We start from the raw sequence: 25588 nt of genomic DNA, 5'->3' as shown, positions 1-25588 counted from the left end.
TCGGCGCGCTGATCGATCGCCGACCGGCGTGCCACCCGCAGATTACGCAGCGCCTCGATCCGGCCGTCGCGCTGTTTGGGCGTGCCGGTCCGTTGTCCGGCCAGGGCCGTCTTGGCGGCGGCGATGGCATCGATGGGGTCGGACTTGCCTTGGAACCGGCGGGCCTTGCGATCGGGGCGATCGACTTCGACCACGCAGATGTTCCGCTTGCGTAGCAGCCGAGCCAGGCCGGCGCCATAGACACCGGCGCCTTCGACCCCGACCCGCACCAGGTGCCCGAATCCCTGCATCCAGCTCAGCAGCGCCCGGTATCCGGCCGCGGTGGCGGGGAACTGCTCGCTGCCCAGCACCCGCCCGACCATGTCGATGACGGCTGCGGTGTGGATGTCTTGATGGGTGTCGACGTCGGCGGCTATCTCAATGATCGCCGCGGTGTAATGGAAGCCATCGTCGTCCTGTCATCTTGACCGGGGGCAGGGCGGCACGCACCAGCCGGGCGATGCGGACAAGACAGTGATGGGGCCTCTGGCCAGGCTCTTATTAGGTCACTCCGCCAGGTCCGGTGAGTGCACGTGAGCGCCTCCCGGCCAGGGCCGACAGATCCGGTTGAGGACCCAAGGTCAGTCAGTCGCTGGGTCAAACCCCACCGGAAGGCGCTCACCTACATCATCACTGTCAGTCGCCGAGGAGGGCGTCGACGAAGACCTCGGGGTCGAACGGCGCGAGGTCGTCCGGCCCCTCGCCGAGGCCCACCAGCTTCACGGGCACGCCCAGCTCACGCTGCACCGAGATCACGATGCCGCCCTTGGCCGTGCCGTCCAGCTTGGTCAGCGCGATGCCGGTGACGTTGACCACCTCGGCGAAGACCTGCGCCTGGCGCATGCCGTTCTGCCCCGTGGTCGCGTCGAGGACGAGGAGCACCTCGTCCACCGCCGCCTTCTTCTCGATGACCCGCTTGACCTTGCCCAGCTCGTCCATGAGGCCGGTCTTGGTGTGCAGCCGTCCCGCGGTGTCGATGATGACGGTGTCCACCTTGTCCTCGATGCCCTTGGCCACGGCGTCGAACGCCACGGACGCGGGGTCGCCGCCCTCCGGGCCGCGCACCACGCCCGCGCCGACGCGGTCACCCCACGTCTGGAGCTGGTCGGTGGCCGCCGCGCGGAAGGTGTCGGCGGCGCCGAGCACGACCTTCCTGCCGTCGCCGACCAGGACCCGGGCGAGTTTGCCCGAGGTCGTGGTCTTGCCGGTGCCGTTGACCCCGACCACGAGGACGACCGCCGGGCGCTCCCCGTGCGGCTGGGTGTGCAGGGTCCGGTCGAGGTCCGGCGCGACCTGCGCGAGCAGCTCCTCGCGCAGCAGCTTGCGCACCTCCTGAGGGGTGCGGGTGCCGAGCACCTTCACCTTCGTCCGCAGTTCCTCCACCATCGCACGAGTGGGGGCCACACCGACGTCGGCCGTGATCAGGGTCTCCTCGATCTCGTCCCAGACGTCGTCGTCGAGCCGGTCCCGGGACAGCAGTTCGAGCAGGCCCCGGCCGAGGACGTTCTGGGAACGGGCGAGCCTGCCGCGCAGCCGCACCATCCGGCCGGCCGAGGGCGGCGGGACCTCGACCTCGGGAGCCTTGATCAGCTCTTCGATCGGAGGGGCGGGCGGCGGCAGTGTGGTCGTCGTGCCGCCGTCCTCTTCGCCCAGCCCCGTCTTCGCGGGCTCCTCCGCGACGGGAGGCTTCTGCTCGGGCGGGGCCGGCGGCGCGGGCGGCAGGTCCTTCGCCTTCGGCCGGAACAACAGCCACAGGCCACCCACCGCCAATATGGCGACGATGGCCACGATCACGATGATGCCGAGGTAACCGTCCACACCATGCAGTTTCCCAGATCACCCGCATTACTCCCGCCAAGGGCGAGATCTCTAGACCTTCTCGCGGAGGCGCTGGCTCACGACCTGGGTGACGCCGTCGCCGCGCATCGACACGCCGTACAGCGCGTCGGCGATCTCCATCGTGCGCTTCTGGTGGGTGATCACGATGAGCTGTGAGGTCTGTCTCAGTTCCTCGAACAGGGTGAGCAGCCGCTGCGTGTTGGTGTCGTCGAGCGCCGCCTCGACCTCGTCCATCACGTAGAACGGCGACGGGCGGGCCTTGAAGATCGAGATGAGGAACGCGACCGCGGTCAGCGACCGTTCACCGCCGGACAGCAGCGACAGGCGCTTGACCTTCTTGCCGGGCGGCCGGGCCTCGACCTCGACCCCGGTCGTCAGCATGTCCTCCGGGTCGGTCAGCAGCAGGCGGCCCTCCCCGCCGGGGAAGACCCGCTGGAAGATCCCCTGGAACTCGCGCGCCACGTCCTCGTACGCCGCCGCGAAGACCTGCTCGACCCGGTCGTCGACCTCCTTGACCACGAGCAGCAGGTCGCGCCGGGTCTTCTTGAGGTCTTCGAGCTGGGAGGTCAGGAAGGCGTGCCGCTCCTCAAGGGCGGCGAACTCCTCCAGCGCCAGCGGGTTGACCTTGCCGAGCTGGGTCATCTGCCGTTCGGCCGTCCTGGCCCGGTTCTGCTGCTCCTCCCGGACGTACGGCACGGGCGGGTCTCCCGGCACCGGCACGCTCGGCCCGTATTCCGCGATCAGCGGTTCGAGCTCGATGCCGTACTCCTCCAGGGCACGCTGCTCCATCTGCTCCAGACGCAGCCGCCGCTCGGTCCTGGCCATCTCGCTGCCGTGGACTCGGTTGACCAGGGAGTCCAGCTCGGAGCTGAGCTCCCGTACACGCAGGCGCACCTGCTTGAGCTCGGCGTCGATCTGCCCGCGCGCCCGCTCGGCCTCGTCGCGCTCCTCTGCGGCCCGCGCGAGCGAGCCCTCCAGGGCGTTCAGGGCGGCACGCGCGCCGTCGGCCACCGTCGCGGCGATCTCCGCCTGCCTGCGGCGGCGTTCGCGGTCGGCCGCGGCCCGGGCGCGGTCCTGCCGCTCGCGCTGCGCCGCACGCAGCAACGCGTCGGCCCGGCCCGCGATGCCCCGCACCCGCTCCTCGGCCGTACGCACGGTGAGCCGGGCCTCCATCTCGGCCTGCCGGGTGACGCCGCAGGCGGCGGCCAGCTCGTCGCGGGTGTCGGTGGTCGGCTCCGCCTCCAGCTCGGCGGCGTACTCCGCCTCGGCGAGCTGCTCCTCCAGCTCCACGACCGCCGCCTGGGCCTGCTCGCGCGACTCCTGGGCGTCCACCACCGACCGGCTCAGCCGGGCCGCCTCGTCCTGGGCGGCCTTGACGGCGGCCTCCAGCCGGGCGAGCTGCTTGGCCGCCGCCGCGGCCCGCTGGTCGGCCTCCCGCTGCCTGCCACGCAGGCGGTCGAGCCCGGCCTGCGCCGCGTTCAGCCCGTTCTGCGCGGCGTTGACGCCGCTCTGGGCGACGCTCACGCCGCTTTGCGCCTCCGCGACCCGCGCCTGCGCCGCCTCCAGCGCGAGCTGGCACTCCCGCTCGGCGGCCACGGCCTCGGCCAGCGCCTCCGCGTGCCGCTCGGCCCCGGCCCGGGCGGTGGCGAGATCGGCGGCGGCCTCGTCCAGGGCCGTGCGCATCTGCAGCAGTGAGGAACCGCCGCCCGAGCCGCCGTGCGCGGCGTTGACGCCGAGCAGGTCGCCGGACGTCGTGACGGCACGCAGCTCCGGATGGGCGTCGACGACCTTGCGCGCGGTGAGCAGGTCGGGCACCACGACCACGTCGGACAGCAACGCCTCCACGGCGGGGCGCAGCTCGTCCGGCACGGTCACCAGGTCGGCGGCCCACTCTGCGCCCGCGACCGGCGTCTCCGGTCGTGCGGCGCCGCTTGGTCCACCATCGCTCTGGCGGTCGCCCGCGATCAGCAGGGCGGCGCGGCCGGCGTCGGCCTCGCGCAGGTGCTCCACGGCCGCGACGGCGGCGGTGAGCGAGGCGACGGCCACCCCGTCCACGGCCAGCACCGCCGCGATGGCGGCCTCCGCCCCCGGGCGTACGGCGAGCAGCGTGGCGATCGGGCCGAGCAGGCCCGGCAGCCCGGCGCCGAGCAGCGCGGCGGCCCCGTCCGCACCCCCGGCCAGGCTCATCTCCAGCGCCTCGCACCGCGCCTGGAGAGCGGCGACCGCACGCTGCGACTCCTGGTCGGCGGCCCGGGCCGTGTTCACCGCGGCCTTGGCGGCGGCCAGCGCGTCCCTGGGCGCGGCCAGCTCGGCCCGCACCCGCTCCACGACGGCCTCGGCCTGCTCGGCCACGGCCCTGGCCTCCTCCACCGCGGCGCGGGCGAGGTCCACGCCCTCCTGCGCGGCCTCCAGCTCGGCCACGAGCTCGGGGTCGGCCGGCGCCTCGTCGAGCGCCTGCGCGTCGAGATCGTCCTGGGCCTGCTCCGCGCGCCGGGTGGCGTCCTCGACGGCCTTGGTGAGCCTGCCGATCTCGTCACCCGCGGCCCTGGCCCGGCTCCTGGCCGACTCGACCTGGCCGCGGAGGCGGGCGAGGGCCTCGCGGCGGTCGGCCGCGGCACGGGCGGCGGCGGTCAGGCGCCGCTCCTCCGCGGCCAGCGCCTCCTCGGCCTCGGCGCGGACCTCGACGGCGGCCGCGAGCCGCTCACGCGCCTCGTCCAGCTCATCCGCGAGCACCCGCTCCTGCTCCCGCACCTCGGCGGCCTCGCGCTCCAGGTCCTCCGGGTCGCGCCCGCGCCGCTCGATGGAGGCCGCGTCCGCGGCGTGCCGCCGCCGTTCGGCCGCGAGGCTCTCCACTCCGCGCAACCGCTCCCGCAGAGCGGAAAGGCGATAGTAGGTCTCCTGGGCGGCCTTGAGACGCGGCTGGGCCTCGTTCTCGGCCGCCTCCAGCTCGGCCTCCCGCCGCTGACCCTCGGCCAGCTCCGCCTCCACCTGGGCGCGCCGCGCCTGTACGGCCGCCTCGTCGGCCTCCTCACGCTGCAGGGTGTCGCGGAGGGTGATCACGTCGTCGGCGAGAAGGCGCAGCCGCGCGTCGCGCAGGTCGGCCTGGATGACGGCCGCCTTGCGGGCGATCTCGGCCTGCCGGCCCAGCGGTTTGAGCTGACGGCGCAGCTCGGCCACGAGGTCCTGGACCCGGGTCAGGTTGGCCTGCATCGCGTCGAGCTTGCGGAGGGCCTTCTCCTTGCGCTTGCGGTGCTTGAGTACGCCCGCGGCCTCCTCGATGAACGCCCGGCGCTCCTCCGGCCCGGCGTGCAGCACCTGGTCGAGCTGGCCCTGGCCGACGATGACGTGCATCTCCCGGCCGATGCCGGAGTCGGACAGCAGTTCCTGGATGTCGAGCAGGCGGCAGGTGTCGCCGTTGATGGCGTACTCGCTCTGGCCGGACCGGAACATCAGCCGGCTGATCGTCACCTCGGTGTAGTCGATCGGGAGCGCGCCGTCGCTGTTGTCGATCGTCAGGGTGACCTCGGCCCGGCCGAGCGGCGGCCGGCTGGAGGTGCCCGCGAAGATGACGTCCTCCATCTTGCCGCCGCGCAGCGACTTGGCGCTGTGCTCGCCCATCACCCACGCGAGGGCGTCCACGACATTGGACTTGCCGGAGCCGTTGGGGCCCACCACGGCGGTGATGCCCGGCTCGAATCGGAGGGCGGTGGCCGAGGCGAAGGACTTGAAGCCGCGTAAGGTGAGCGTCTTCAGATACACGTCCGCCCCCCTCGGTGCCGCCTGGCGTTTGGGGGGAAGACTACAGCGCCCGGCGGCCGGAGATGCGGGGATAGGCACCGGCGGCCGATTGGGAAACGAATACGGGTAAGGCAAGCCGGGCGGTTCGCCCATCCCGCCCGTGGCCCGTTATTAATGATCAGTTAACCGTCGAATCAATTGCCGGGGAACGAGGGCGGAAATGGCAAGGGACGCCTTTGCGGGGCGTCCCTACAATCCTTTCCCGTTCCCGCCGGACCTCAGGTGAGAGCCGGCTCGCGATCCTGCAGCCGGACCAGGGCCTCGTCACGAGTTTGCGCTGCGAGCGCGTCGTTCTGGGCCTGGAGCCGGGTGAGTTCTGCCTCGAGGTCGCGGACGCGCTGCTGGAGGCGGCGCATTTCCGAGATCATCCGAGGATCAGGACCGCCGACGTGGCCGAGTAGAGCCTTCGCCATAGTAAAGGGTCCTCCACGCTGAGTGACCAGACTGGTTCGCGCACTTCATGCCGCGGGAGGGGTGCGCGTGGTTCCTCTCAAGAGTCGCACCGGCAATGGAGTCGGTCAAGTTGAACGCTCCGCACAGACATGCCGGTGGGCACTCTCGCTAGATAAATATACCGGATTTGAGGGGTTTGAGGGAAGCCCTACCTCTCGACAAACCCGGCGATACCTCTCTTCGCATCGCTCCAGCGCTCGACCACCCCCTCAACATGGCCGGGCGTGTCTCCGGTGCGTAACAACGACAGGAGTTTCTCGCACGACTCCCTCGGGCCCTCGGCGACGACCTCGACCCTCCCGTCGGCCAGGTTCGAGGCCCACCCGACGAGCCCGAGTTCCAGTGCGCGGGCGCGGGCCCACCAGCGGAACCCCACACCCTGCACCCGTCCCCGGACCCATGCCGTCAACCGAACCACGCCTACAAGTATCCAGATCGACTCCGGCCGCCGCAGCGGGGGGTGGTCTAAGGACGCGCGTTCCCCGGGCGGGGCTGGCACTTCGGGCAGCTGTAGGAGGACCTGTTCATGAACGCCTCCCGCCGGATGGGCGTCCCGCAGCGGCGGCAGGGCTCGTCCCGCCTGCCGTACACGGCGAGCGAGCGGTCGAAGTAGCCACTCTCGCCGTTGACGTTCACGTAGAGGCTGTCGAAGGAGGTGCCACCCTGCCCCAGCGCCTCGGTCATGACCGCGCGGACCGCCGCGAGCAGTTCGGCGATCTTCGGCCGGGTCAGCGTCTCCGTCGGCCGCGCCCAGTGCAGGCGCGCGCGCCACAACGCCTCGTCGGCGTAGATGTTGCCCACCCCGCTGATCAGCGACTGGTCGAGCAGCGCCCGCTTGATCCCCGTACGGCGCAGCCGCAGCCGTACGGCGAACTCGGCGTCGTCGAAGGCGTCCTCCAGCGGGTCGGCGGCGATGTGCGCGATCGGCTCGGGCACCGGCCGCCCCCGCCCGGCGGTCATGGGCGCCACCAGGAGGTGGCCGAAGGTGCGCTGGTCGACGAAGCGTAACTCCAGGCCGCCGTCGGCGAAGCCCATGCGCACGCGCAGGTGCTTCTCGATCGGCGACAGCGGGTCCACGACGAGAAGCTGTCCGCTCATGCCGAGATGGGCGATCAGCGCCTCACCGGGCTCCTCCTCGCCCGAGGCGCCGTCCCGCAGGGGCAGCCACAGGTATTTGCCGCGCCGCTCGGCCGAGGCCAGCGTGCGGCCCTTGAGCTGGGCGGGCAGATCGCCGACGTTGCGACGGACCGCACGGGGATGCAGGACCTCGGCCGCGGCCACCGTCCGGCCGGCGACCCAGCTCTCCAGCCCCCTGCGGACGACCTCGACCTCGGGCAGTTCGGGCATGCGCCGTCTCCCGTGCTCAGGTGCGCACGGGACCGGCGCCCTCGCGGGCGTCGCGCAGCGCGCGGATCGCGGTCCAGGCCGCCTCGGCCGCCTGCTGCTCGGCCTCCTTCTTGCTGCGCCCGGAGCCCTTGCCGTACTCCTTGCCGCCCACGCGCACGATCGCGGAGAACGACTTGGCGTGGTCGGGCCCGCTCTCGTCCACGTGATACTCCGGCACGCCGAGCATCTCGGCGGCGGTGAGCTCCTGCAGAGAGGTCTTCCAGTCGAGCCCGGCGCCCAGCGACGCCGACCGCGTGATGAGCGGGTCGAACAGCAGGTGGACGACGCGGAACGCCTCGTCGAGGCCCTTGTCGACGTACACGGTGCCGATCAGGGCTTCCAGCGTGTCGGCCAGGATGGACGACTTGTCCCGGCCGCCCGTTCCCTCTTCGCCGCGGCCGAGCCGCAGGTATTTGCCGAGGTCGAGCGTCCTGGCGACGTCCGCGAGCGCGCGCATGTTGACCACTGCGGCGCGCAGCTTGGCGAGCTGGCCCTCCGGCAGGTCCGGGTGGTTGCGGAACAGCGTGTCCGTCACCACGAGACCCAGCACCGAGTCGCCCAGGAACTCCAGGCGCTCGTTCGTCGGCAGACCGCCGTTCTCGTACGCGTACGAGCGGTGCGTCAGCGCCCGCTCGAGGATGCCGGTGCTGAGCCGGACATCCAGGGTCTGGGACAGCTCGTCTCTCGCGACCTCGACGGGCACGGGCTTTACGGACGGCGCGGCCATGAAATCCTCCCAACTCCTAGGTGCAGGCAGGGCCGTGCACGGGAGGCAGGCGGGCCGGCCGAAGGCCCGAAGGCGTGGTGGACGCCGGTCCGCCGGGAGCCGATGGCCCCGGCGTCCACCACGGCCGCGGGCGTGCATGCCGGTGCGTACCGTCCAACCGCCACCGCACGTTCCTTTGGAGCACGGTAACCCTTTGAAGCACGGTAACGCCGACCGGCTCGCTTTGACGATCCGGCCGGCGTCCCGACGTCCCTTACCGCGCGCGCGATCAGGCCGACGGCTCGACGACCTGACGGCGGTTGTAGGTGCCGCAGGTCGGGCACGCCACGTGCGGGCGCTTGGGCGAGCGGCACTGCGGGCAGCTCACGAGTGCGACCGCCGCCGCCTTCCACTGGGACCTGCGGGCGCGGGTGTTGCTCCGCGACATCTTCCGCTTGGGGACGGCCACGTCAACCCTCCTGATCGTCTTCCTGTTCCACAACCAAACCCTGCAGCGCCGCCCAGCGGGCGTCGATCGCTTCGTGCCGGTGGTCCGGGCCGGCCTCCGCCAGCCTGATCCCGCACTCCGCACACAGACCGGGGCAGTCCTCACCGCACACCGGGCTGAGCGGCAGTGCGAGCACCACCGCGTCACGGAATACCGGCTCGAGATCGAGCAGTTCGCCGTCGAGGAGCAGATCGTCCTCTCGGGCGTCCTCCGCCGAGTAGAAGTAGAGCTCCTGGAAGTCGACCTCGATCTCCGAGGTCAACGGGTCCAGGCAGCGCGAGCACTCCCCCGTCAGGGGAGTCTGCGCCGTGCCCGTCACGAGCACGCCCTCCATCACCGCCTCGAGCCGGATGTCCAGCTCGACGTCGGCGTCCTTGGGAACGCCGATCATTCCGACCGCGAGGTCCGCCGGTGCCGGGAGGACCGGGCTGAGCGTGCGCATCGATCCCGGTCGGCGCCCCAGGTCATGGGTGGAGATCACCCAGGGGGCTCGGGGATCGAGGCTGTGCAGACTCATCCTGCTCTCGTTAGGCATGGCGAATCACCGCCGTCGTGCAAGGCTGAAAGGCAAGAATACCAGCCCCGGTTCAGCCCCTGAGCCGCTCCACGAGCAGCTGGTGGACGAGGTCGGGGACCAGGCCGGACACGTCCCCGCCATACCGGGCGATCTCCTTGAGCCTGCTGGACGACAGGAAGGAGTACTCCGGGTTGGTGGACATGAACAGCGTCTCGACGCCCGACATCCGGTAGTTGAGCTGGGCCATCTGCAGCTCGTAGTCGAAGTCGCTGACCGCCCGCAGGCCCTTCACGATGGTCGGGATGCCCTGCTGCCTGCAGAAATCGACCAGCAGGCCGTGGAACTTCTCCACGCGGACGTTGCCGTACTCCTTCGTCACCGCCTGGAGCATCTCGATGCGCTCGTCGACGGTGAACAGGCTGCGCTTCTCGATGTTGATGAGCACGGCCACGACGACCTCGTCATACAGCCGTGACGTCCGGCCGATGATGTCCAGATGTCCGTTGGTCACGGGATCGAACGACCCCGGGCAGACGACACGACGCAAGGCGCACCCCCATAGATTCACGGGTTCCCGGCTGCGTGACCGTACCAAACGGCCGCTTCGCCGTATCGACGGACCCTGTCTTCCGTGAAGCCCGCGGGCCACACCAGGTCCTTACCCCTCGACTCCCGCTCCACGGCCACGAGCGCGCCCTCCGCCAGCCAGCCGTTGTCGCGCAGCGATGCCAGCACCCGGGAGACCGCCTCGTCGGAGACGGCGTAGGGCGGATCGGCGAAGACGAAGTCGTACGGCTCCTCGCACGGCCGGCCCACCACCCGCTCGACCTTCTCGGCCCGCAGGGCCGCCCCGGGCAGTCCGAGGGACGCGATGTTCTCCCTGATCGTGCGCGCGGCCCTGGCCTCCGACTCCACCAGCAGCGCGTGGGCGGCCCCCCGGCTCAACGCCTCCAGCCCGACGGCGCCCGATCCGGCGTACAGGTCGAGGACCCGGACCCCGTCGAGCGGGCCGAGCGCGGAGCCCACGGTGGCGAACAGGCCCTCCCGGGTGCGGTCGCTCGTCGGCCTGGTCGATCTCCCCGGCGGAACGGCCAGCCTGCGTCCCCCCGCCGTCCCTGCGATCACCCGCGTCACGCCTTCATTGTCCCGCCCGCGGCGGCCGTTCCGGCACGGCGGGCGAAGGGAGGTCAAGAGTGGGCAAGCGGCGGCGACGAATGAGTAAGAGCCGTATCGCGGGCTCCGCCACATGCGCATCATGAGTTCTGCGGCCTTCACGGTGACCCAGGGGAAGGCCGGCCGGCGTGGTCGTGAGCCCTTCCGCACGCCGGCGCCCTCGGCACCTGACCCGAGGGCGGGCCCAGCCGGGGACGGCATTCGGGGGGAGGCCGTCCCAAGGCTGGGCCCTGGGTCGTTAACGGGCGTCGTGTTCACACGGCGCCCGTTTCAATTTCCGCTCTCACGCCTTCTCGAGGTACTCGGCGCGTTCGTCGGCGACCATGGTGTCGATCTCGGCGCGCAGGGCCGGGTGGGCCGACAGCTCGGAATCGGCGGACAGCAGGGCGGTCGCCTCAGTCCGGGCGGTCTCGATCACGTCCTCGTCGCGCAGAAGCTGCAGCAGCTTGAGCGAGGACCTGCGCCCCGACTGGGCGGCGCCGAGCACGTCACCCTCCCTGCGCTGCTCCAGGTCGACACGGGACAGCTCGAACCCGTCCAGGGTCGCCGCCACCGCGTCGAGCCTGCGGCGCGCCTGGGTGCCCTCCGGAGCCTCGCTGACGAGCAGGCACAGCCCGGGCAGCCCGCCCCGGCCCACCCGGCCGCGCAGCTGGTGGAGCTGGGAGACGCCGAAGCGGTCGGCGTCCATGATGACCATCACCGACGAGTTGGGGACGTCGACGCCGACCTCGATGACCGTGGTCGCGACCAGGACGTCGATCTCGCCCCGGGCGAAGGCGCGCATCGCCGCGTCCTTGTCCTCCGGCGGGAGCTTGCCGTGCAGCGCCTCGATCCGCAGCCCGGCCAGCGGCCCCTCCCCGAGCATGCGCGCGACGTCGAGCACCGCCAGGGGCGGCCTGCGCTCGTCGTCGTCCTTCGCCAGGTCGCCCTCGTCGCCCTCCTGGTCGCCGATGCGCGGGCACACCACGTAGGCCTGGCGGCCCAGGCCGACCTCCTCGCGGACCCGCTGCCAGGCGCGGTCGAGGAAGTGGGGCTTCTCCGCGGCGGGCACCACGTGGGTGGTGATCGGGGCCCGGCCCGCGGGGAGCTGGGACAGCGTGGAGACCTCCAGGTCGCCGAACACGGTCATCGCGACCGTCCGCGGGATCGGCGTCGCCGTCATGACCAGCACGTGGGGACGTCCGCCCCCGCCCTTCTCGCGCAGCGCGTCGCGCTGCTCGACGCCGAACCTGTGCTGCTCGTCCACCACGACCAGCCCGAGGTCGGCGAACTGGACGTGTTCCTGGAGCACGGCGTGGGTGCCGATCACGATGCCGGCCGCGCCGGAGGCCGCGTCGAGCAGCGCGCTGCGCCGCGCGGCGGCCCCCATCGAGCCGGTGAGCAGCGCGACCGCCGTCCCGCCGAACATCCCGCCGGTCGCGAGATCGCCGAGCATGCTCACGATCGACCGGTGGTGCTGCTGGGCGAGGACCTCGGTGGGCGCGAGCAGCACGGCCTGTCCACCGGAGTCGACGACCTGGAGCATCGCGCGCAGCGCGACCACGGTCTTGCCCGCGCCCACCTCGCCCTGCAGGAGGCGGTGCATGGGGTGTTCGCGGGCGAGGTCGGCGGCGATCTCCTCGCCGACCTGCCGCTGCCCCTCGGTGAGCTGGAACGGAAGCCGCTCGTCGAACTCGTGCAGCAGCCCGCCGTCGCGCCCGGGACGGGCCCTGGCGAGCCAGGCGGACGCGGCCATGCGCCGCCGCACCAGGACGGCCTGCAGGACGAAGGCCTCGTCGAACTTCAGCCGGTCGTGCGACCGGGCGACGTCCGCCTGACTCCGGGGGCGGTGGACCCGCCGCAGCGCCTCCTCGATCGGCAGCAGCCCCAGCCGCTCCCGTATCCCGGCGGGCACCGGATCGTCCAGGCTGAGCACGTCGAGCACCGTGCGCACGGCCCGGCGGATCTTCCAGCTCGGCAGCCCCTGGGCGGAGGGGTAGATCGGCACCAGCGCGGAGGCGAACTCCTCGGCCGTCTCCTCCGTCTCGTCGAACGACTCGTACTCGGGATGGGTGAGCGAGACGCGCCTGGTCCTCCCGCCGACGAAGACGCCGACCTTGCCGGAGAACATCGCCTCGGTGCCCGGCGTGAGCCGCTGCTCGGCCACGTAGGCGCCCTTGCCGAAGAAGGCCAGGTGCAGCTTCTCCTTGCCGTCGGTCACCTCGATGTCGAGCCAGGTGCCCTGCCGGTTCTTCATCGGCCTGCGCACGGCCGACGACACCTTGGCGACCACGGTGACGTGCTCGTCGTGCTCCAGCGACGCGATGGGCGTCAGCTCCCCCCGCTGCGCGTAGCGCCGCGGGTAGTGGCGCAGCAGTTCACCGACCGTGCTGATGCCCAGCGCGCTCTCCAGCGGGGCGGCCGACCTGCCGACCACCTTCTTGAGCGGCTCGTCGAAGCTCGTCACGTCACCAATTTCTACCCGCACGGGCCGACAATCCGGCTACTCGACGCCGATCAGGAGGGGATAACCGCCCTGCCCGCCCTCGTACACGACGATCTCCAGGTCCGGGCGGACCCGCTCCAGATGGTCGCGTACGGCGTGCAGGAGCGGCGCGGGCGCGCCCGCGCCGCTGACGAGCGTGACCATCTCGCTGCCGCCGGAGACCAGGCGCCGGACGACCTCGACGGCGGTCGCGGTCAGGTCCGCGCCGATCAGCGCGACGTCGCCGTCCACCACCCCGAGCACGTCGCCGATCCGGCACAGTCCGGCGCTGGTCATCGCCGCGCGGTCGGCCACCCACACGTGCCCGTGGCGGGTGTGGCCGGCCGCGTCGGTCATCGCCACGATGTCGTCGTCGAAGCGGCGCAGCGGGTCGTGCACGGCCAGCGCGGCCAGGCCCTGCACCGACGCCCGGGTGGGCAGGACGCTGACCGTCACGCCCTCCTCCCTGGCGATCTCCGCGGCGGCGACGGCCACGTCGTGCACGGCGACGTCGTTGGGCAGCACCGCGACCTCGGTGCCGGCCTCGCGGACGGCGCGCAGCAGGGCCGCCGCCGTCGGGGCCGAACCCGGCTCGCGCCGCACGACCACCGCTCCCGCCTCCCTGAACAGGGCCGCCAGGCCGTCCCCGGCGGCGACCGCGACCACGCCCCTCGCCGGGCCCGGCTCGTGCGGCCGTCCCCCGAGGTAGGTCACCTTGATCCGATGCGGGCGTCCCGCGCGCAGCCCGGCCTCGATCGCCGCGCCAGCGTCGTCCACGTGGACGTGGACGTTCCACAGGCCCTCCCCGCCGACGACCACCAGGCTGTCCCCCAGCGCGTCGAGCTCGCCTTTCAGCCGGTCCACCTCGTGCGCGCCCGCGTCGAGCAGGTACATGACCTCGTAACCGGGGCCGCCCGTGTCCGGCCGCCCGAGCTCCTCCGGCGCGATCCGCGCGGCCGGGGCGGGCACCTCGTGCCGCTCGCTGTACGCCTCGGTCACCACCTCGGCCAGGCTCTCCAGCATGATCACCAGCCCGGCCGCGCCCGCGTCCACCACGCCGTGGCGGGACAGCACGCCGAGCTGACCCGTCGTGCGGCGCAGGGCCCGCCGCGCCTCGTCCGCCGCCCGGCAGGCCACCTCGGCCAGGTCGTCGGGCGCGTCGCGCACGGCGTGCGCCGCGGCCGACAGCACGCTCAGCACCGTGCCCTCCACCGGGCGGACCACCGCCGCCCTGGCCATCTCGGCCGCCCTCGTCAGGCCGTCGCGCAGGTCGGCGCCGCCTCCCGGCGCGCGCCCGAGCACCTCGCCCATGCCCCTGACGGCCTGGCTGACGATCACTCCGGAGTTGCCCCGCGCGCCGAGCAGGGCCCCGCGCGTCAGGGCCCGCCATGTGGCGTCCGCGTCCGCTCCGCCGGGCAGCGCGTCCACCGCCTCGGCCGCCGACAGGACCGTGAGATGCAGGTTCGTGCCGGTGTCCCCGTCGGGCACGGGGAACACGTTGAGCGCGTCGATCTCCGCCCTGGCCCGGCCGAGGGCCGCCGCGCAGTGGCGCGACCAGCGGCGCACGGCGGGGGGATCGAGCACCTTGAGCATCCGGCCGACCTTCCTTCCGCGCTCTCCAGCCCCTCGATGCGCTACCGTTGGCGGGTACGAGACTATCCCCGTTCGCCGGAGTCCCGTTTGGCGTGCACCGGTGAACATCGGATATCCTCGTGTGGCCAGCCGGTTGTCCCGGCATTGCTCGGACGAGCCGCTGCACCGGCGCCGGGCCGATCGACTGATTCAAAGGAGCGATTACCGTGGCTTCCGTCTGCGACGTCTGCGCCAAGAAGCCGATTTTCGGCAACAACATCTCCCACTCGCACCGCCGCACCCGCCGCCGCTGGAACCCCAACATCCAGACCGTGCGCGCGGTGGTCAACGGGACGCCGAAGCGGATGAACGTCTGCACCTCCTGCATCAAGGCGGGCAAGGTCACGCGCTGACCGTCTGACTCCCACGAGAGCCCGCCACCGGTTCCGGTGGCGGGCTCTCGTGCTGCCGTGACCGGGGACAGCGAGCATGCGTACCGGAATATTCGCGGCACGGTGCGGTTGATCACGGTCATGGCCCAGATTCTCGTGACGGGCGCGACCGGTAACGTGGGCCGGGAAGTCGCCGCTCAGCTCATGTCCGCCGGTGTCCCGGTACGCGCGTTCGTCCGCGACGCCCGGACGACCCGCCTGCCGCAAGGCGTGGAGATCGCGACAGGAGACCTGTCCCAGCCGGAAACCCTGAAAAGGGCGCTGAGCGGGATCACGACGGTGTTCCTGGTCTGGCCCTTCCTCACGTATGAGGGCGCGCCGGCCGTCCTCGCCGCGATCGCGGGCTCCGCCCGCCGCCTCGTCTACCTGTCGTCGTCAGGCGTGAACGAGGACGCCGGGCGGCAGACCGATCCGATCAACCAGCTCCACGCCGACATGGAGAGCCTCATCAAGGCATCGGGCCTGGAGTGGACCATCCTGCGCGCCGACACGATCGCCTCCAACGCGCTGGGGTGGGCCGGGCAGATTCGGCAGGACGGTGTCGTACGCGGCCCCGGCATCGCCCCCACGGCGGTGGTGCACCAGGCCGACGTCGCGGCCGTGGCGGCACGCGTGCTGACCGGCGACGGGCACGTGGGCGCCACGCACGTGCTGACCGGACCACAGGTGGTGAGCAGGGCCGACCAGGTCCGCCTGATCGGCGAGGCGATCGGCCGTCCGCTGCGCTTCGAGGAGGTCCCCGTGGAGGCGGCACGGGAGCGGATGCTCGCGGACGGAAGGCCGCCCGCGCTGGTCGAGGCGCTGCTGGCGAGTACCCGGCGTCCCCGCTCCGACCTGGTCACCTCGACCGTGGGAGAGATCACCGGCAGGCCCGCGCGAACGTTCCGGCAGTGGACCGCCGACCACGCCGACGCCTTCCGCTGAGGTATTCCGCTGACGGGGGCCGCTCAGGCGTCCGTCCGCATGCGCCAGCCGTGGTCCACGGGCCCGATGCCCGCGCCCAGGGGGAAACCGTGCGCGATGGCGCCCGTGACGTACTCCTTGGCCCGCCGTACGGCGCCGGGCACGTCCTCGCCGAGAGCGAGGTAGGACGCGATCGCGGAGGCGAGCGTGCAGCCGGTGCCGTGGGTGTGCCGGTTGTCGTGCCGCTCGGCGGTGAAGCGGTGCTCGCTCGACCCGTCGGTGAGCAGGTCCACCGGCTCCCCGGGGAGGTGGCCGCCCTTGATCAGCGCCCATCTCGGACCGAGGGCCAGCACGGCCTCGGCGGCGCGGGGCAGGTCGCTCTCGTCCTCGACCTTGACGCCCGTGAGCTGCTCGACCTCCCACAGGTTGGGGGTGACCACGGTCGCGGCCGGCAGCAGCACGCTCTTGACGGTCTCCACGGCCTGCGGCGCGAGCAGGCTGTCGCCGTGCTTGGACACGCCGACCGGATCGACCACGACGGGCACGGTCACGCCCGCGAGCACCTCCGCGACGGTCTCCACCAGCACGGACGACGCCAGCATGCCCGTCTTGATCGCCTGGGCCCCGATGTCGCCGAGGACCGAGTCGAGCTGCGCCCGCACCGCCTCCGGGGGCAGTTCCCAGTAACCCTGCACGCCCAGCGAGTTCTGCGCCGTCACGGCCGCGATGACGCTCATGCCGTGCACACCGAGGGCCAGCATGGTCTTCAGGTCGGCCTGGATGCCGGCGCCGCCGCCGGAGTCGGAGCCCGCGATGGTCAGGACACGTGGTGGGGTGGTCATGCGACCATCCAACCAAAACCCCCACCGCTCCCCCGAAAACGCCCCGTCCCCGGCCGGGGCGGCGACCGGCCGACGCCGTAGCCGCGGGCCGGACGGCAGCGGGTCAGTCGCGCCGGGAGGGGCCCGTGACCTCGCATCGTCCCTCGGAGAGCAGGCAGTCGGCGGGTGCGGCCGACGCGCCCTCGGCGTGGACGGTCAGCGTCAGCGTGCCGTCCTCGTCCAGCGCGGTCTGCGAGGTCAGGGTCAGAGTGTCCCCCTGCTGCCGCCAGCCGGCCCCCTCGACCGCGGTCACCTGCCCGCCGACGGCCAGCCGCACGGTCCACGCGGGCAGGGCCGGTCCCTCGTTGCGTACGGTGATCCTGGCCGTGTATCCGCCCTCGTCACGGTCTGTCACCGTGAACCGCACCCCCACCGCCGGGCCGCCTGCGGCGAGAGCGGACCTCGTCCGCGCCGTACGTCCGCCGGTCGTGCGGTTCGCGCCGACGTCGGCCTCGTCCGCGGCATCCTCCGCGTTCCCGGCGTTCTCGTTGTTCCCTGCGTTCTCGTTGTTTCTGGGGTCGTCCAGCGCGGACTCGCCGGACGTCGCGCCGTCATCGGACGCGGTGCCCGTCGCGTCGTCCGGGGCGGCCGTGACGGCGGCGGGAGCGTCGTCCACCTGCGGAGAACCGTGGGCCGAGGCACGCGGGGCGGCGGTGGACGGGGTCCGCGTACGGGCGGACGTGTGGTCGCGATCCCGGCCCTTCGAGTCCGCCGTCGAAGCCGGTGTGGCCCGAGGAGCCGCCGACCCGTCCTTCCCGGTGTCTTCGGCCTCGGAACCGGACGTGCCGGAGTCCTCCCGGCCCGGCTGGTCCTGGCCGTTCACGACCGGGTCGCCGGTCGGATCGCCCTGCGCGGGCGTCTCGCCGAGTGCCTGGCCGGACCCGGACGCTCCGTACGGCCCGCCCGCGGCGGCGCAGTCCTCCGAGATCGGGCAGGCCGTCGTCGGCTGCTCCATGGTCAGGGAGGTCCGCCCGGCGATCAGCCGTGCGCCGCCGGTCGTGACGCCCACGGCCAGCAGCACCGACAGCCCGGACACGAGCGCCAGCCGCCGCATGCGTCTCGGCTGCTTCGCACGGTCGTCCCCGTCCTGCCCGGCCAGGCCGCGCTCCCCGGCGCCCCGGGAGGCCGGCAGAAGCTCGGGCGAACGCGGCCGCTCCGGCGATGCCGGACTCTCGGACTCCAGCCTCTCGGATTCCAGCCTCTCGGGCGACAGTGCGGCGAACAGCCGGGTCGTCGCCTCCGAGGGCGGCACGGGCCACGGCACAGCGCCACCACCCGGCACAGCACCACCAATGGGCACAGCGCCACCATTCAGCTGAGAGCCCCCGCTCGTCACAGCGCCGCTGGTCACGCCGCCACCGACGGCCGCCGAGGGCGGCACCGGCCAGGGCACGGCCCCGCCGCTCGACCTCGTCCCGGGATAGCCGGGCCCGGGGTGACCGGGCTCGGAAAGGGTCTGCGCGGCGCCATCCGGCGTCGCCGGACGGCGGAAGGCCAGGTGGTCCGGGCCGGCACCCCTCTCCAGGGGATCGGCCTGAGCCGGGGAGGGCTGACCCTCTCGTGCCTTGCGTCCTGCCGTGTGGCGGCCCATGACGGTCCTTCCTGTTGCCTGACCGCCATACTTAATAACAGATCTAATACGCCTATGTCACAAATTTCACATCATGCGCGGAAGTGATCCCATCCCCCTGTGGTCCAGGTCTGCCCGTCCACCCGCACCCCGCGCCCCCGCGTGACCGCTCCCACACGCGTCCATTCGGCCGGCAGCCGCACCTCGGGAGGGAACGTCGCGGCCAGAGCGTGGTCGTCACCGCCGGTGAGCACCCACTCCAGGGGGTCCGCGCCGAGCTCGCGCGCCGCCGCGGACAGCGCCTCCGGCACGGGCAGGGCGGCGGCGTCCAGCTCGACGGCCACGCCACTCGCGTCGGCGACATGGCCGAGGTCCTGCAGCAGGCCGTCGCTGACGTCGAGCATCGCCGTCGCGCCGAGCAGCGCAGCCCCCGGTCCGCAGGGGTACGGCGGCCGGGGACGGCGGTGCGCCTCCAGCAGTGACACGAGATCCGGGGAACCGCCGGTCACCCCCGCCCCGAACAGGGCCAGGCCGGCGGCGGCGTGACCAAGGCGGCCCGCCACCGCGACCACGTCGCCCGGACGCGCGCCCGACCGGGTCACCGGGGTCCGTCCGCCGAGGTCGCCCAGCGCGGTCACGCCGAGCACGACGGTCTCCGAGCGGGCGATGTCGCCCCCCGCCACGGTCGCCCCCACCAGGTCGCACTCGTCGCGGAAGCCGTCGGTCAGGGCGTCCACCCAGTCGGCGCCGACGTCCGCGGGCAGCCCCAGGCCGACCACGAGGGCGGTGGGATCGGCCCCCATGGCAACGATGTCGGAAAGGTTCTGTGCCGCCGCCTTACGGCCGATGTCGTAGCCGCTCGACCAGTCGCGACGGAAGTGCCTACCCTCGATCAGAAGGTCCGTGCTCACGACGACCCGCCCGTCGGGGGCCTTCAGGACCGCGGCGTCGTCGCCGGGGCCCAGCAGCACGGCCGCAGTCCGCGGAAGTCGTCCCGATATCCGCTGGATTACTCCGAATTCGCCGAGATCTCCGACTGTGATAGCACACCCCTAGTGCATTCGAGGTACGGTTACGCTCCGGCACTGATCTCTACCCGGAGGGCGTCATGGTGCAGGCCTACATCCTTATCCAGACCGAGGTCGGCAGGGCCGCCAACGTGGCGGAGGAGATCTCCTCCATTCCCGGGGTGACACAGGCCGAGGATGTCACCGGGCCCTACGACGTGATCGTCCGCGCCCAGGCCAACAACGTCGACGAGCTCGGCAAGCTCGTGGTGGCCCAGATCCAGGCCGTGCACGGCATCACCCGTACACTGACGTGTCCGATCGTCCACATCTGAGCGGAACACGAGCCGGGGAGACGATGCGACAGGCGAGGGGGCCCGCACGCGCCGCGTCGGCAGGCGCGGTCCTGGTGGCCCTCGCCCTGCTCGCCGGCTGCTCGTCCACCGTCCACGTGGAGCCGCCCACGCCGACCGGCGAGGCGGCGGCGGCCTGCCGCGCACTCGACGCCGCGCTGCCGAAGACGCTCGACGGGCTCGACCGGGCCGCCTCCGAGCCTCCCTCGCCGTACGTCGCCGTCTGGGGCGACGGCCAGATCGCGCTGCGCTGCGGCGTGCCCCGGCCGGCCGCGATGGAGCCGACGGCCGAGGTCGCCGACATCAACGGCGTCGGCTGGTTCCAGGACCCGCGCCGCCCGACGCTGTTCACGTGCACCAACCGGGTGGCGTACGTCGAGGTGACGATCGGGCAGGAGCACCAGGCCGGGGCCGTGCTGGTCGACCTGGCCGAGCCGATCAAGGCGAGCATCCCGGAGTGACTACCGCAGGCCCGCCGGCCGGCGCAGCGCGAGCTGGATCAGCCGCTCGACCAGGTCGGCGTACGGCAGGCCGGTGGCGCCCCACAGCTGCGGCGCGACCGACAGCGACGTGAAGCCCGGCATCGTGTTGATCTCGTTGACGATCAGCTCGCCCGACGGCGTGTAGAAGAAGTCGACCCGCGACAGGCCCTCGCAGCCGAGCGCCTCGAACGCGCGCACAGCCATGGACCGCAGCGTCTCCGCCACCTCGGCGGGGATGTCGGCAGGCGCGCGGAGCTCCATCTGGTCGGGGTAGTACTTGGCCTCGAAGTCGAAGAACTCGCGCTCGCCCCGGACGAGCACCTCGCCGGGGACGCTCGCCTCGGGGGCGGCGTCGCCGAGCGACTCCAGCACCGCGCACTCGACCTCCCGGCCCGCGATGGCGGCTTCGACCAGCACCTTCGGGTCGTGCTCGCGGGCGAGTTCGATCGCCTCTTCCAGCGACTCGGGGTCGTGCGCCTTGGTGATGCCCTGCGACGACCCGGCCCTGGACGGCTTCACGAACACCGGCCAGCCCAGTTCCTCGATCTCCTTGAGCACCCGGCCGCGGTCGAGCCGCCAGTCGCGGTCGCGTACGACCACGAACGGGCCGACCGGCAGCCCGGCGGCGCGCAGCACAAGCTTCATGTACGCCTTGTCCATGCCGACCGCGCTGGCCAGCACGCCCGAGCCCACGTAGCGGACCCCGGCCATCTCCAGCAGGCCCTGGATCGTCCCGTCCTCGCCGAACGGCCCGTGCAGCATGGGGAACACGACGTCCACGCGGCCGAGCGCACGCGGGATCTCACCCGATTCGAGGGCCACGAGGGCGCCGGAGTCCCCGGGGAGCGCGAGCGCCGTGCCGGAGTCGTCCACGACGGGCAGGCGGCCGGACTCGATCGCATAGGACTGGCTGCCCGACGCCAGCACCCAACGGCCGTCCTGGGCGATGCCGATGGGGATGACCTCGTACTTCGTCCGGTCGATGGCCTCCAGCACACTGCCCGCGCCCATCAGGGAGACGGCGTGCTCGGAGTTGCGGCCGCCGAAGACGACTGCCACGCGCACGCGTGACGGGGACTCGCGATCCTCATTCATGATGCCCGAATCTACCGTGTTCGAGATGCAAAACGGCTTGTCAGCCACGCGCGTCATGGGAGTCCGTTATCCCCGATCAGACCCCGATCAGACGCCGTAGCGCTCCGGCTTGGGCGTGCGTGACATCAGCAGCACAGCGGCCTCACCGGGGGTCATGCCGTCGTGGACGACGCCGACGACCACCTCGGTGATGGGCATCTCCACGTCGTGCTTCCTGGCCAGTTCGAGCACCGACTCGCACGACTTGACCCCCTCGGCCGTCTGCTTCGTGGCGGCGACGACCTCGGCCATCGTCATGCCGCGGCCCAGGTTCTCGCCGAAGGTGCGGTTGCGCGACAGCGGCGAGGTGCAGGTGGCGACGAGATCCCCCATCCCGGCGAGGCCGGCGAAGGTGTGCTGGTCCGCCCCGAGCGCCGCGCCCAAGCGGGCGATCTCGGCCAGGCCCCGCGTCATGAGCGTCGCCCGCACGTTGTCGCCCAGGCCCATGCCGGCCGCGACGCCGACGGCCAGTGCGATGACGTTCTTGACCGCGCCGCCGAGTTCGACGCCCACCACGTCCGGATTCGTGTAGGTCCGGAACCACGGCAGGTGGCACGCCTCCTGGAGCCGGGCGGCCACCTCCTCGTCGGAGCAGGCGACGACGGCCGCGGCGGGCTGCCGCTGGGCCAGTTCGGGGACCAGGTTGGGCCCGGAGACCACGGCCACCCGGCGCTCCGGCACCTCGGCCACCTCGCAGACGACCTCGCTCATCCGCTTGCAGGTGCCGAGCTCGACGCCCTTCATCAGGCTGACCAGCACGGCCTCCGGCGGAATGTGCGGCTTCCACACCTGGAGGTTGGCGCGCAGCGTCTGGGACGGCACCGCGAGGACCACGAAATCGGCGCCCTCCATGGCCTCGGCGGGGTCCGTCGTGGCGTGGATCGTGTCGGGCAGCCGCGTCCCCGGCAGATACTCGGGGTTCTCCCGGGTCTCGTTGATCGCGTCGACGATCTCCGCCCGCCTGCCCCACAGGGTCGTGGAGGTGCCGGCCTCGGCGAGGATCATCGCGAACGTGGTGCCCCACGAGCCCGTTCCGAAAACAGCCGCCCTGCTCACTGGCCGCACCACTCCTCTTGCTCCGCGCGCTCCCCCCTCACCGTACGCTCCGCTCAGTCGTTAGCCGCGTTCTTGGGGTCAAAGGGGATCTCTGGCGCCTTCTCGTCCCGGATCTCGGCCAGCAGTCCGGTGATGGCGGCCGTGATGTCGGCGGTCGCGTCGCGCAGAACCGAGCCGCGCATGGGCTGACCGGCGTACTTGGACAGGTCGACCGGAGGCCCGGCGAGCACGTGGAAGGACTTGCGCGGCAGCAGGCGCGGCTTCGACGCCCCGTACGGCAGCAGCTCCTGGGCGCCCCAGTGGGCGATCGGGATGACCGGCACACCGGTCACGAGGGCCAGCCGGGCGACGCCGGTCTTGCCGGCCATGGGCCACAGCTCGGGATCGCGGGTGATCGTGCCCTCGGGATAGAACAGGATGCAGGCGCCGTTCCGCAGCCGTTCCTCGGCGATCTTGAGCGACTTGGTGGCCTCGGTGCTGTTCCGTTCGACCGGGATGGCCTGCAGTTGGGCGATGGCGTGACCGAGCCCCCGGATCCGGAACAGACCCGCCTTGGCCAGGATCGTCGGCCACCGCCCGTTGTTGTACAGGTAGTGCGAGAGCAGCACGGGATCGGACCACGACAGGTGGTTGGCCGCGATGATCAGCCCGCCGGTGCGGGGGATGTGCTCCCCGCCCCGCCACCTCCGCTTCACGAACAGCCGTGAGATCGGCTTGACGACGACGACCGCGAGCGTCTCCCAGAAGCGCGGCGGACGGCCCGCGCGACGGCTCACCGTGGCGGGCGCGGGCGCCGCAGGGGCGGACGCGGGGGTGGTCGGGTCGGACGAGGGCTCGCTGGGATGGCTCACAGGGTCTCCAAATCACCGGGATCCGGGACAAGTCTCCCGGTTGGCCATGGGCGATGTCGAGGCGGGATGCTACAGGCATGCACCTCGCGCGATGGTCAATAGTGGTCCCGGTGAAGACCCTGATCCGGGCCAAGACGCGGCTCGCGGCGGCGGCGGGGCGGCACCGGGCCGATCTGGCGGTCGCGGTGGCCGCCGACACCGTGGCGGCGGCGCTGCGGTGCCCGCTGGTCGCGCGCGTGGTGGTCGTGACGGCCGACCCGCTGCCCGCCCGGCGGCTGGCCGCGCTCGGGGCCCACGTGGTGGCCGATCCCGACCGGGGGCTCAACACCGCCCTGCGGACCGGGGCGGAGGAGGCCGTACGGCTCGCGCCCGGCGACGCCGTCGGCGCCCTGCAGGCCGACCTGCCCGCCCTGCGGCCCGTGGAGCTGGAGACGGTGCTCGCGGCGGCGCTGGAGTTCGACCAGGCGTTCGTCCCCGACGCCGCCGAGGTGGGGACGACCTTCTACGGTGTGCGGCCGGGCGTGTCCTTCCGGCCGGGGTTCGGCGGCGAGTCCCGGGTCAGGCACCTGTCCCGGGGGGCCAAGGAACTGACCCCGCCGGGGATCGCGTCCGTACGCACGGACGTGGACACCGTGGAGGACCTGCGCAACGCCCTCGCCCTGGGCGTCGGCCCCGCGACCGCCGAGGTCGCGGCCCTGATCCTCGGCGGCGCGGCGCCGGGCCCCTGAGACACCGCGACCCTGACGGCTCACGCCGGGCGGCCACGCCGAGCCCCCGCTCCGGCGTGGCCACCCGTCACGTCGCGTCAGTGGGCCGCCTCCGCGTTCTCGCGGGCCTGCTTCGGCAGGAGGAAGGCCACGGCGAAGGTGAGCAGGAGCATTCCGGCGACCACCCACAGGGTGGTCTTCATGGCCTGGTCGAAGCTCCCGGCGGTGGGCACGTCGCCGAGCAGGTCGAAGAAGACCGTGCCGAGCAGGGCCACGCCGAACGCGTTGCCCAGCTGCTGCACCGCCGTCAGCGTGCCGGACGCCGAGCCCGTCTCGTGCTCCTCCACGCCGGCGAGCACGATGTCGAAGAAGGGCGCCATCAGCATGCCCATGCCGATACCGGTGACGGCCAGCGCGGGGGCGAGCTGCCACGGGCTGACGTGCATGCCCGCGATGTTCAGCGTGAGCACGACGCCGAGCACGCCCAGCGTCATGATCAGGGTGCCGCCCTGGAGCAGCTTGCGCCCGAACTTCTGCAGCCCCATCGCGACGCCGAATCCGAGAAGCGTGCCGACCGACGAGGGAGCCGTCGCGAGCCCCGCCTTGAGCGGTGAGTAGCCGAGTCCCAGCTGACAGTAGAGGTTGAAGGCCAGCATGAACCCGGCCATGCCGGAGAAGAACACCATGCCGGTGAACAGGCCGCCGGTGAACGCCCGCTTGCGGAACAGGCTCGGCACGATCAGCGGGTCGCCGCCCGAGCGGCTGCGGCGGGACTGGAACCAGCCGAAGACGGCGAACACGAGCACCGAGGCGGCGAGCATCACGAACGCCCACACGGGCCAGTCGTGCTCGCGGCCCTGCACCAGCGGGTAGATCACCAGGAAGCCGCCCACGGACGCGAGCGCGACCCCGGCCAGGTCGAGCCGCGGCGGCCGCGGCGACCTCGACTCGGGCAGGAAGCGCAGCCCGGCGAGGAGCGCGGCCAGGCCGAGCGGCAGGTTGATGAAGAAGATCATTCTCCAGCCGGTGCCCCAGAAGTCGGCCGTCACGAGCCAGCCGGCGAGGATCGGGCCACCGACGGCCGACAGGCCCATGACCGGCCCGAACATGCCGAACGCCTTGGCCACGTCCTTGGGCGGGAACATCTCCTTGATCATGCCGAGGCCCTGGGGCAGCATGACCGAGCCGAACAGGCCCTGGATCACCCGGGCGCCGACCAGCATCTCGGGCGACGCGGCCACGGCGCACAGCAGGGAACCCACGGTGAACCCGGCGGCGCCGATCAGGAACATGCGCCTGCGGCCGAAGATGTCCCCGAGCCGCCCGCCGGTGATCAGCCCCACGGCCATCGAGAGCGTGTAGGCGGCGCCCAGCCATTGGATGACGGCCTCGGAGCCGCCGAGGTCGGCGCGCATGTCGGGCGCCGCGATGTTGGTGACCATCGCGTCGAGCATGTCCATGACCTCACCGGCCAGGATCACGAAGAGCGCCGCCCAGCGCCAGCGGTACGGCGCCCCCGTCGCCGGCGACGCCGGCGCGGTCGCCGTAATGGGTTCCGACATCATCCCTCCCAGAGAATGAACGGTGTTCATAGTATGGTGAGCGCTGTTCTACTACCGATCAGTGTTCAGCGCCAAGTTCGATGTTCGCCACGATATATCTCGTTTACGCGAGACACAAGATATATCTCGTTGTGAGAGCGGTGTTCGTGGACGCGGAGCGGTGTTCACTAGCATG

At 72.2% G+C, this 25588-nt stretch carries 25 protein-coding genes; 5 read left to right on the top strand and 20 right to left on the bottom strand.

Annotated features, from left to right (window positions below; translation table 11 throughout):
- The 13 genes from BXA11_RS20930 to BXA11_RS20870 form a co-directional block, all read right to left on the bottom strand.
- The coding region (locus tag BXA11_RS20930) for an IS110 family transposase (protein ID WP_244303589.1) at positions 1 to 350 on the bottom strand (350 nt) is incomplete at its 3' end.
- 325 nt (positions 351 to 675) lie between these two features.
- On the bottom strand, positions 676 to 1857 hold the full coding sequence (gene ftsY / locus BXA11_RS20925) for a signal recognition particle-docking protein FtsY (RefSeq protein ID WP_076436972.1): 1182 nt from the start codon (positions 1855 to 1857) through the stop codon (positions 676 to 678).
- A 51-nt stretch (positions 1858 to 1908) separates the two neighbouring features.
- Complete coding sequence (locus BXA11_RS20920) at positions 1909 to 5637, bottom strand: AAA family ATPase (protein ID WP_076436971.1); 3729 nt, start codon at positions 5635 to 5637, stop codon at positions 1909 to 1911.
- Positions 5638 to 5894: 257 nt separating this feature from the next.
- Positions 5895 to 6089: a hypothetical protein gene (locus tag BXA11_RS20915; RefSeq protein WP_076436969.1), complete on the bottom strand. Its 195-nt coding sequence runs from the start codon at positions 6087 to 6089 to the stop codon at positions 5895 to 5897.
- A gap of 188 nt (positions 6090 to 6277) precedes the next feature.
- Positions 6278 to 6547, bottom strand: coding sequence for an acylphosphatase (locus BXA11_RS20910; RefSeq protein ID WP_030506033.1), 270 nt, complete (start codon positions 6545 to 6547; stop codon positions 6278 to 6280).
- Between the two features lie 47 nt (positions 6548 to 6594).
- The gene (gene mutM / locus BXA11_RS20905; RefSeq protein ID WP_076436967.1) at positions 6595 to 7476 is read right to left on the bottom strand and encodes a bifunctional DNA-formamidopyrimidine glycosylase/DNA-(apurinic or apyrimidinic site) lyase; all 882 of its coding nucleotides are present in this window, start codon (positions 7474 to 7476) and stop codon (positions 6595 to 6597) included.
- Between the two features lie 16 nt (positions 7477 to 7492).
- Entirely contained in the window at positions 7493 to 8242 is a 750-nt protein-coding gene (gene rnc, locus BXA11_RS20900) for a ribonuclease III (protein ID WP_036405116.1), read from the bottom strand.
- 268 nt (positions 8243 to 8510) lie between these two features.
- Positions 8511 to 8690, bottom strand: coding sequence for a 50S ribosomal protein L32 (gene rpmF, locus BXA11_RS20895; protein WP_030506036.1), 180 nt, complete (start codon positions 8688 to 8690; stop codon positions 8511 to 8513).
- 1 nt (position 8691) lies between these two features.
- Positions 8692 to 9246 carry a YceD family protein gene (locus tag BXA11_RS20890; protein ID WP_036405119.1) on the bottom strand — a complete coding sequence of 185 codons (555 nt, stop codon included), beginning with the start codon at positions 9244 to 9246 and terminating at the stop codon, positions 8692 to 8694.
- 70 nt (positions 9247 to 9316) lie between these two features.
- Positions 9317 to 9793 carry a pantetheine-phosphate adenylyltransferase gene (gene coaD / locus BXA11_RS20885; protein WP_030506038.1) on the bottom strand — a complete coding sequence of 159 codons (477 nt, stop codon included), beginning with the start codon at positions 9791 to 9793 and terminating at the stop codon, positions 9317 to 9319.
- A gap of 17 nt (positions 9794 to 9810) precedes the next feature.
- Entirely contained in the window at positions 9811 to 10380 is a 570-nt protein-coding gene (rsmD, locus tag BXA11_RS20880) for a 16S rRNA (guanine(966)-N(2))-methyltransferase RsmD (protein WP_076436963.1), read from the bottom strand.
- Positions 10381 to 10702: 322 nt separating this feature from the next.
- Positions 10703 to 12865 carry an ATP-dependent DNA helicase RecG gene (gene recG, locus BXA11_RS20875; RefSeq protein WP_076436961.1) on the bottom strand — a complete coding sequence of 721 codons (2163 nt, stop codon included), beginning with the start codon at positions 12863 to 12865 and terminating at the stop codon, positions 10703 to 10705.
- Between the two features lie 36 nt (positions 12866 to 12901).
- Positions 12902 to 14476: a DAK2 domain-containing protein gene (locus BXA11_RS20870; protein ID WP_076436959.1), complete on the bottom strand. Its 1575-nt coding sequence runs from the start codon at positions 14474 to 14476 to the stop codon at positions 12902 to 12904.
- A 206-nt stretch (positions 14477 to 14682) separates the two neighbouring features.
- On the opposite strand from BXA11_RS20870, the gene rpmB reads away from it, so the two are divergent.
- Together rpmB and BXA11_RS20860 are read left to right on the top strand one after the other, a co-directional pair.
- Complete coding sequence (gene rpmB, locus BXA11_RS20865) at positions 14683 to 14868, top strand: 50S ribosomal protein L28 (protein WP_030506042.1); 186 nt, start codon at positions 14683 to 14685, stop codon at positions 14866 to 14868.
- Positions 14869 to 14970: 102 nt separating this feature from the next.
- Positions 14971 to 15831, top strand: a complete 861-nt coding sequence (locus BXA11_RS20860; protein WP_244303588.1) for an NAD(P)H-binding protein — start codon at positions 14971 to 14973, stop codon at positions 15829 to 15831.
- A gap of 23 nt (positions 15832 to 15854) precedes the next feature.
- On the opposite strand, the gene thiD is transcribed toward BXA11_RS20860, so the two are convergent.
- From thiD to BXA11_RS20845, 3 genes are all read right to left on the bottom strand, one after another.
- On the bottom strand, positions 15855 to 16652 hold the full coding sequence (thiD, locus tag BXA11_RS20855; RefSeq protein ID WP_076436957.1) for a bifunctional hydroxymethylpyrimidine kinase/phosphomethylpyrimidine kinase: 798 nt from the start codon (positions 16650 to 16652) through the stop codon (positions 15855 to 15857).
- Between the two features lie 103 nt (positions 16653 to 16755).
- Positions 16756 to 17955 (bottom strand): hypothetical protein, encoded by a 1200-nt coding sequence (locus tag BXA11_RS20850; RefSeq protein ID WP_076436955.1) that lies wholly within the window; start codon positions 17953 to 17955, stop codon positions 16756 to 16758.
- 398 nt (positions 17956 to 18353) lie between these two features.
- The gene (locus tag BXA11_RS20845; RefSeq protein WP_076436953.1) at positions 18354 to 19304 is read right to left on the bottom strand and encodes a thiamine-phosphate kinase; all 951 of its coding nucleotides are present in this window, start codon (positions 19302 to 19304) and stop codon (positions 18354 to 18356) included.
- Positions 19305 to 19369: 65 nt separating this feature from the next.
- Between BXA11_RS20845 and BXA11_RS20840 the strand changes: the two genes are divergently transcribed.
- Together BXA11_RS20840 and BXA11_RS20835 are read left to right on the top strand one after the other, a co-directional pair.
- Positions 19370 to 19603 carry an Lrp/AsnC family transcriptional regulator gene (locus tag BXA11_RS20840; protein ID WP_030506047.1) on the top strand — a complete coding sequence of 78 codons (234 nt, stop codon included), beginning with the start codon at positions 19370 to 19372 and terminating at the stop codon, positions 19601 to 19603.
- A gap of 23 nt (positions 19604 to 19626) precedes the next feature.
- Positions 19627 to 20082, top strand: coding sequence for a DUF3515 domain-containing protein (locus tag BXA11_RS20835; RefSeq protein ID WP_030506048.1), 456 nt, complete (start codon positions 19627 to 19629; stop codon positions 20080 to 20082).
- On the opposite strand, the gene BXA11_RS20830 is transcribed toward BXA11_RS20835, so the two are convergent.
- The 3 genes from BXA11_RS20830 to BXA11_RS20820 all read right to left on the bottom strand — a co-directional run bounded on the left by BXA11_RS20830 (position 20083) and on the right by BXA11_RS20820 (position 23144).
- Positions 20083 to 21198 (bottom strand): D-alanine--D-alanine ligase family protein, encoded by a 1116-nt coding sequence (locus BXA11_RS20830; protein WP_076436951.1) that lies wholly within the window; start codon positions 21196 to 21198, stop codon positions 20083 to 20085.
- Between the two features lie 87 nt (positions 21199 to 21285).
- A complete protein-coding gene (locus BXA11_RS20825) occupies positions 21286 to 22293 on the bottom strand; it encodes an NAD(P)H-dependent glycerol-3-phosphate dehydrogenase (RefSeq protein WP_076436949.1) in 1008 nt (335 codons plus the stop codon).
- A gap of 53 nt (positions 22294 to 22346) precedes the next feature.
- Positions 22347 to 23144 carry a lysophospholipid acyltransferase family protein gene (locus tag BXA11_RS20820; protein ID WP_308441068.1) on the bottom strand — a complete coding sequence of 266 codons (798 nt, stop codon included), beginning with the start codon at positions 23142 to 23144 and terminating at the stop codon, positions 22347 to 22349.
- A 110-nt stretch (positions 23145 to 23254) separates the two neighbouring features.
- On the opposite strand from BXA11_RS20820, the gene cofC reads away from it, so the two are divergent.
- Positions 23255 to 23872 (top strand): 2-phospho-L-lactate guanylyltransferase, encoded by a 618-nt coding sequence (cofC, locus tag BXA11_RS20815; RefSeq protein WP_373320616.1) that lies wholly within the window; start codon positions 23255 to 23257, stop codon positions 23870 to 23872.
- A 77-nt stretch (positions 23873 to 23949) separates the two neighbouring features.
- On the opposite strand, the gene BXA11_RS20810 is transcribed toward cofC, so the two are convergent.
- Positions 23950 to 25413 (bottom strand): MFS transporter, encoded by a 1464-nt coding sequence (locus BXA11_RS20810; RefSeq protein ID WP_076437000.1) that lies wholly within the window; start codon positions 25411 to 25413, stop codon positions 23950 to 23952.
- Positions 25414 to 25588 lie beyond the last annotated feature (175 nt).

Source organism: Microbispora rosea (assembly GCF_900156315.1).
In the GTDB taxonomy this organism is placed as follows: domain Bacteria; phylum Actinomycetota; class Actinomycetes; order Streptosporangiales; family Streptosporangiaceae; genus Microbispora; species Microbispora rosea.
This window is presented reverse-complemented; position numbering and strand designations above follow the sequence as displayed.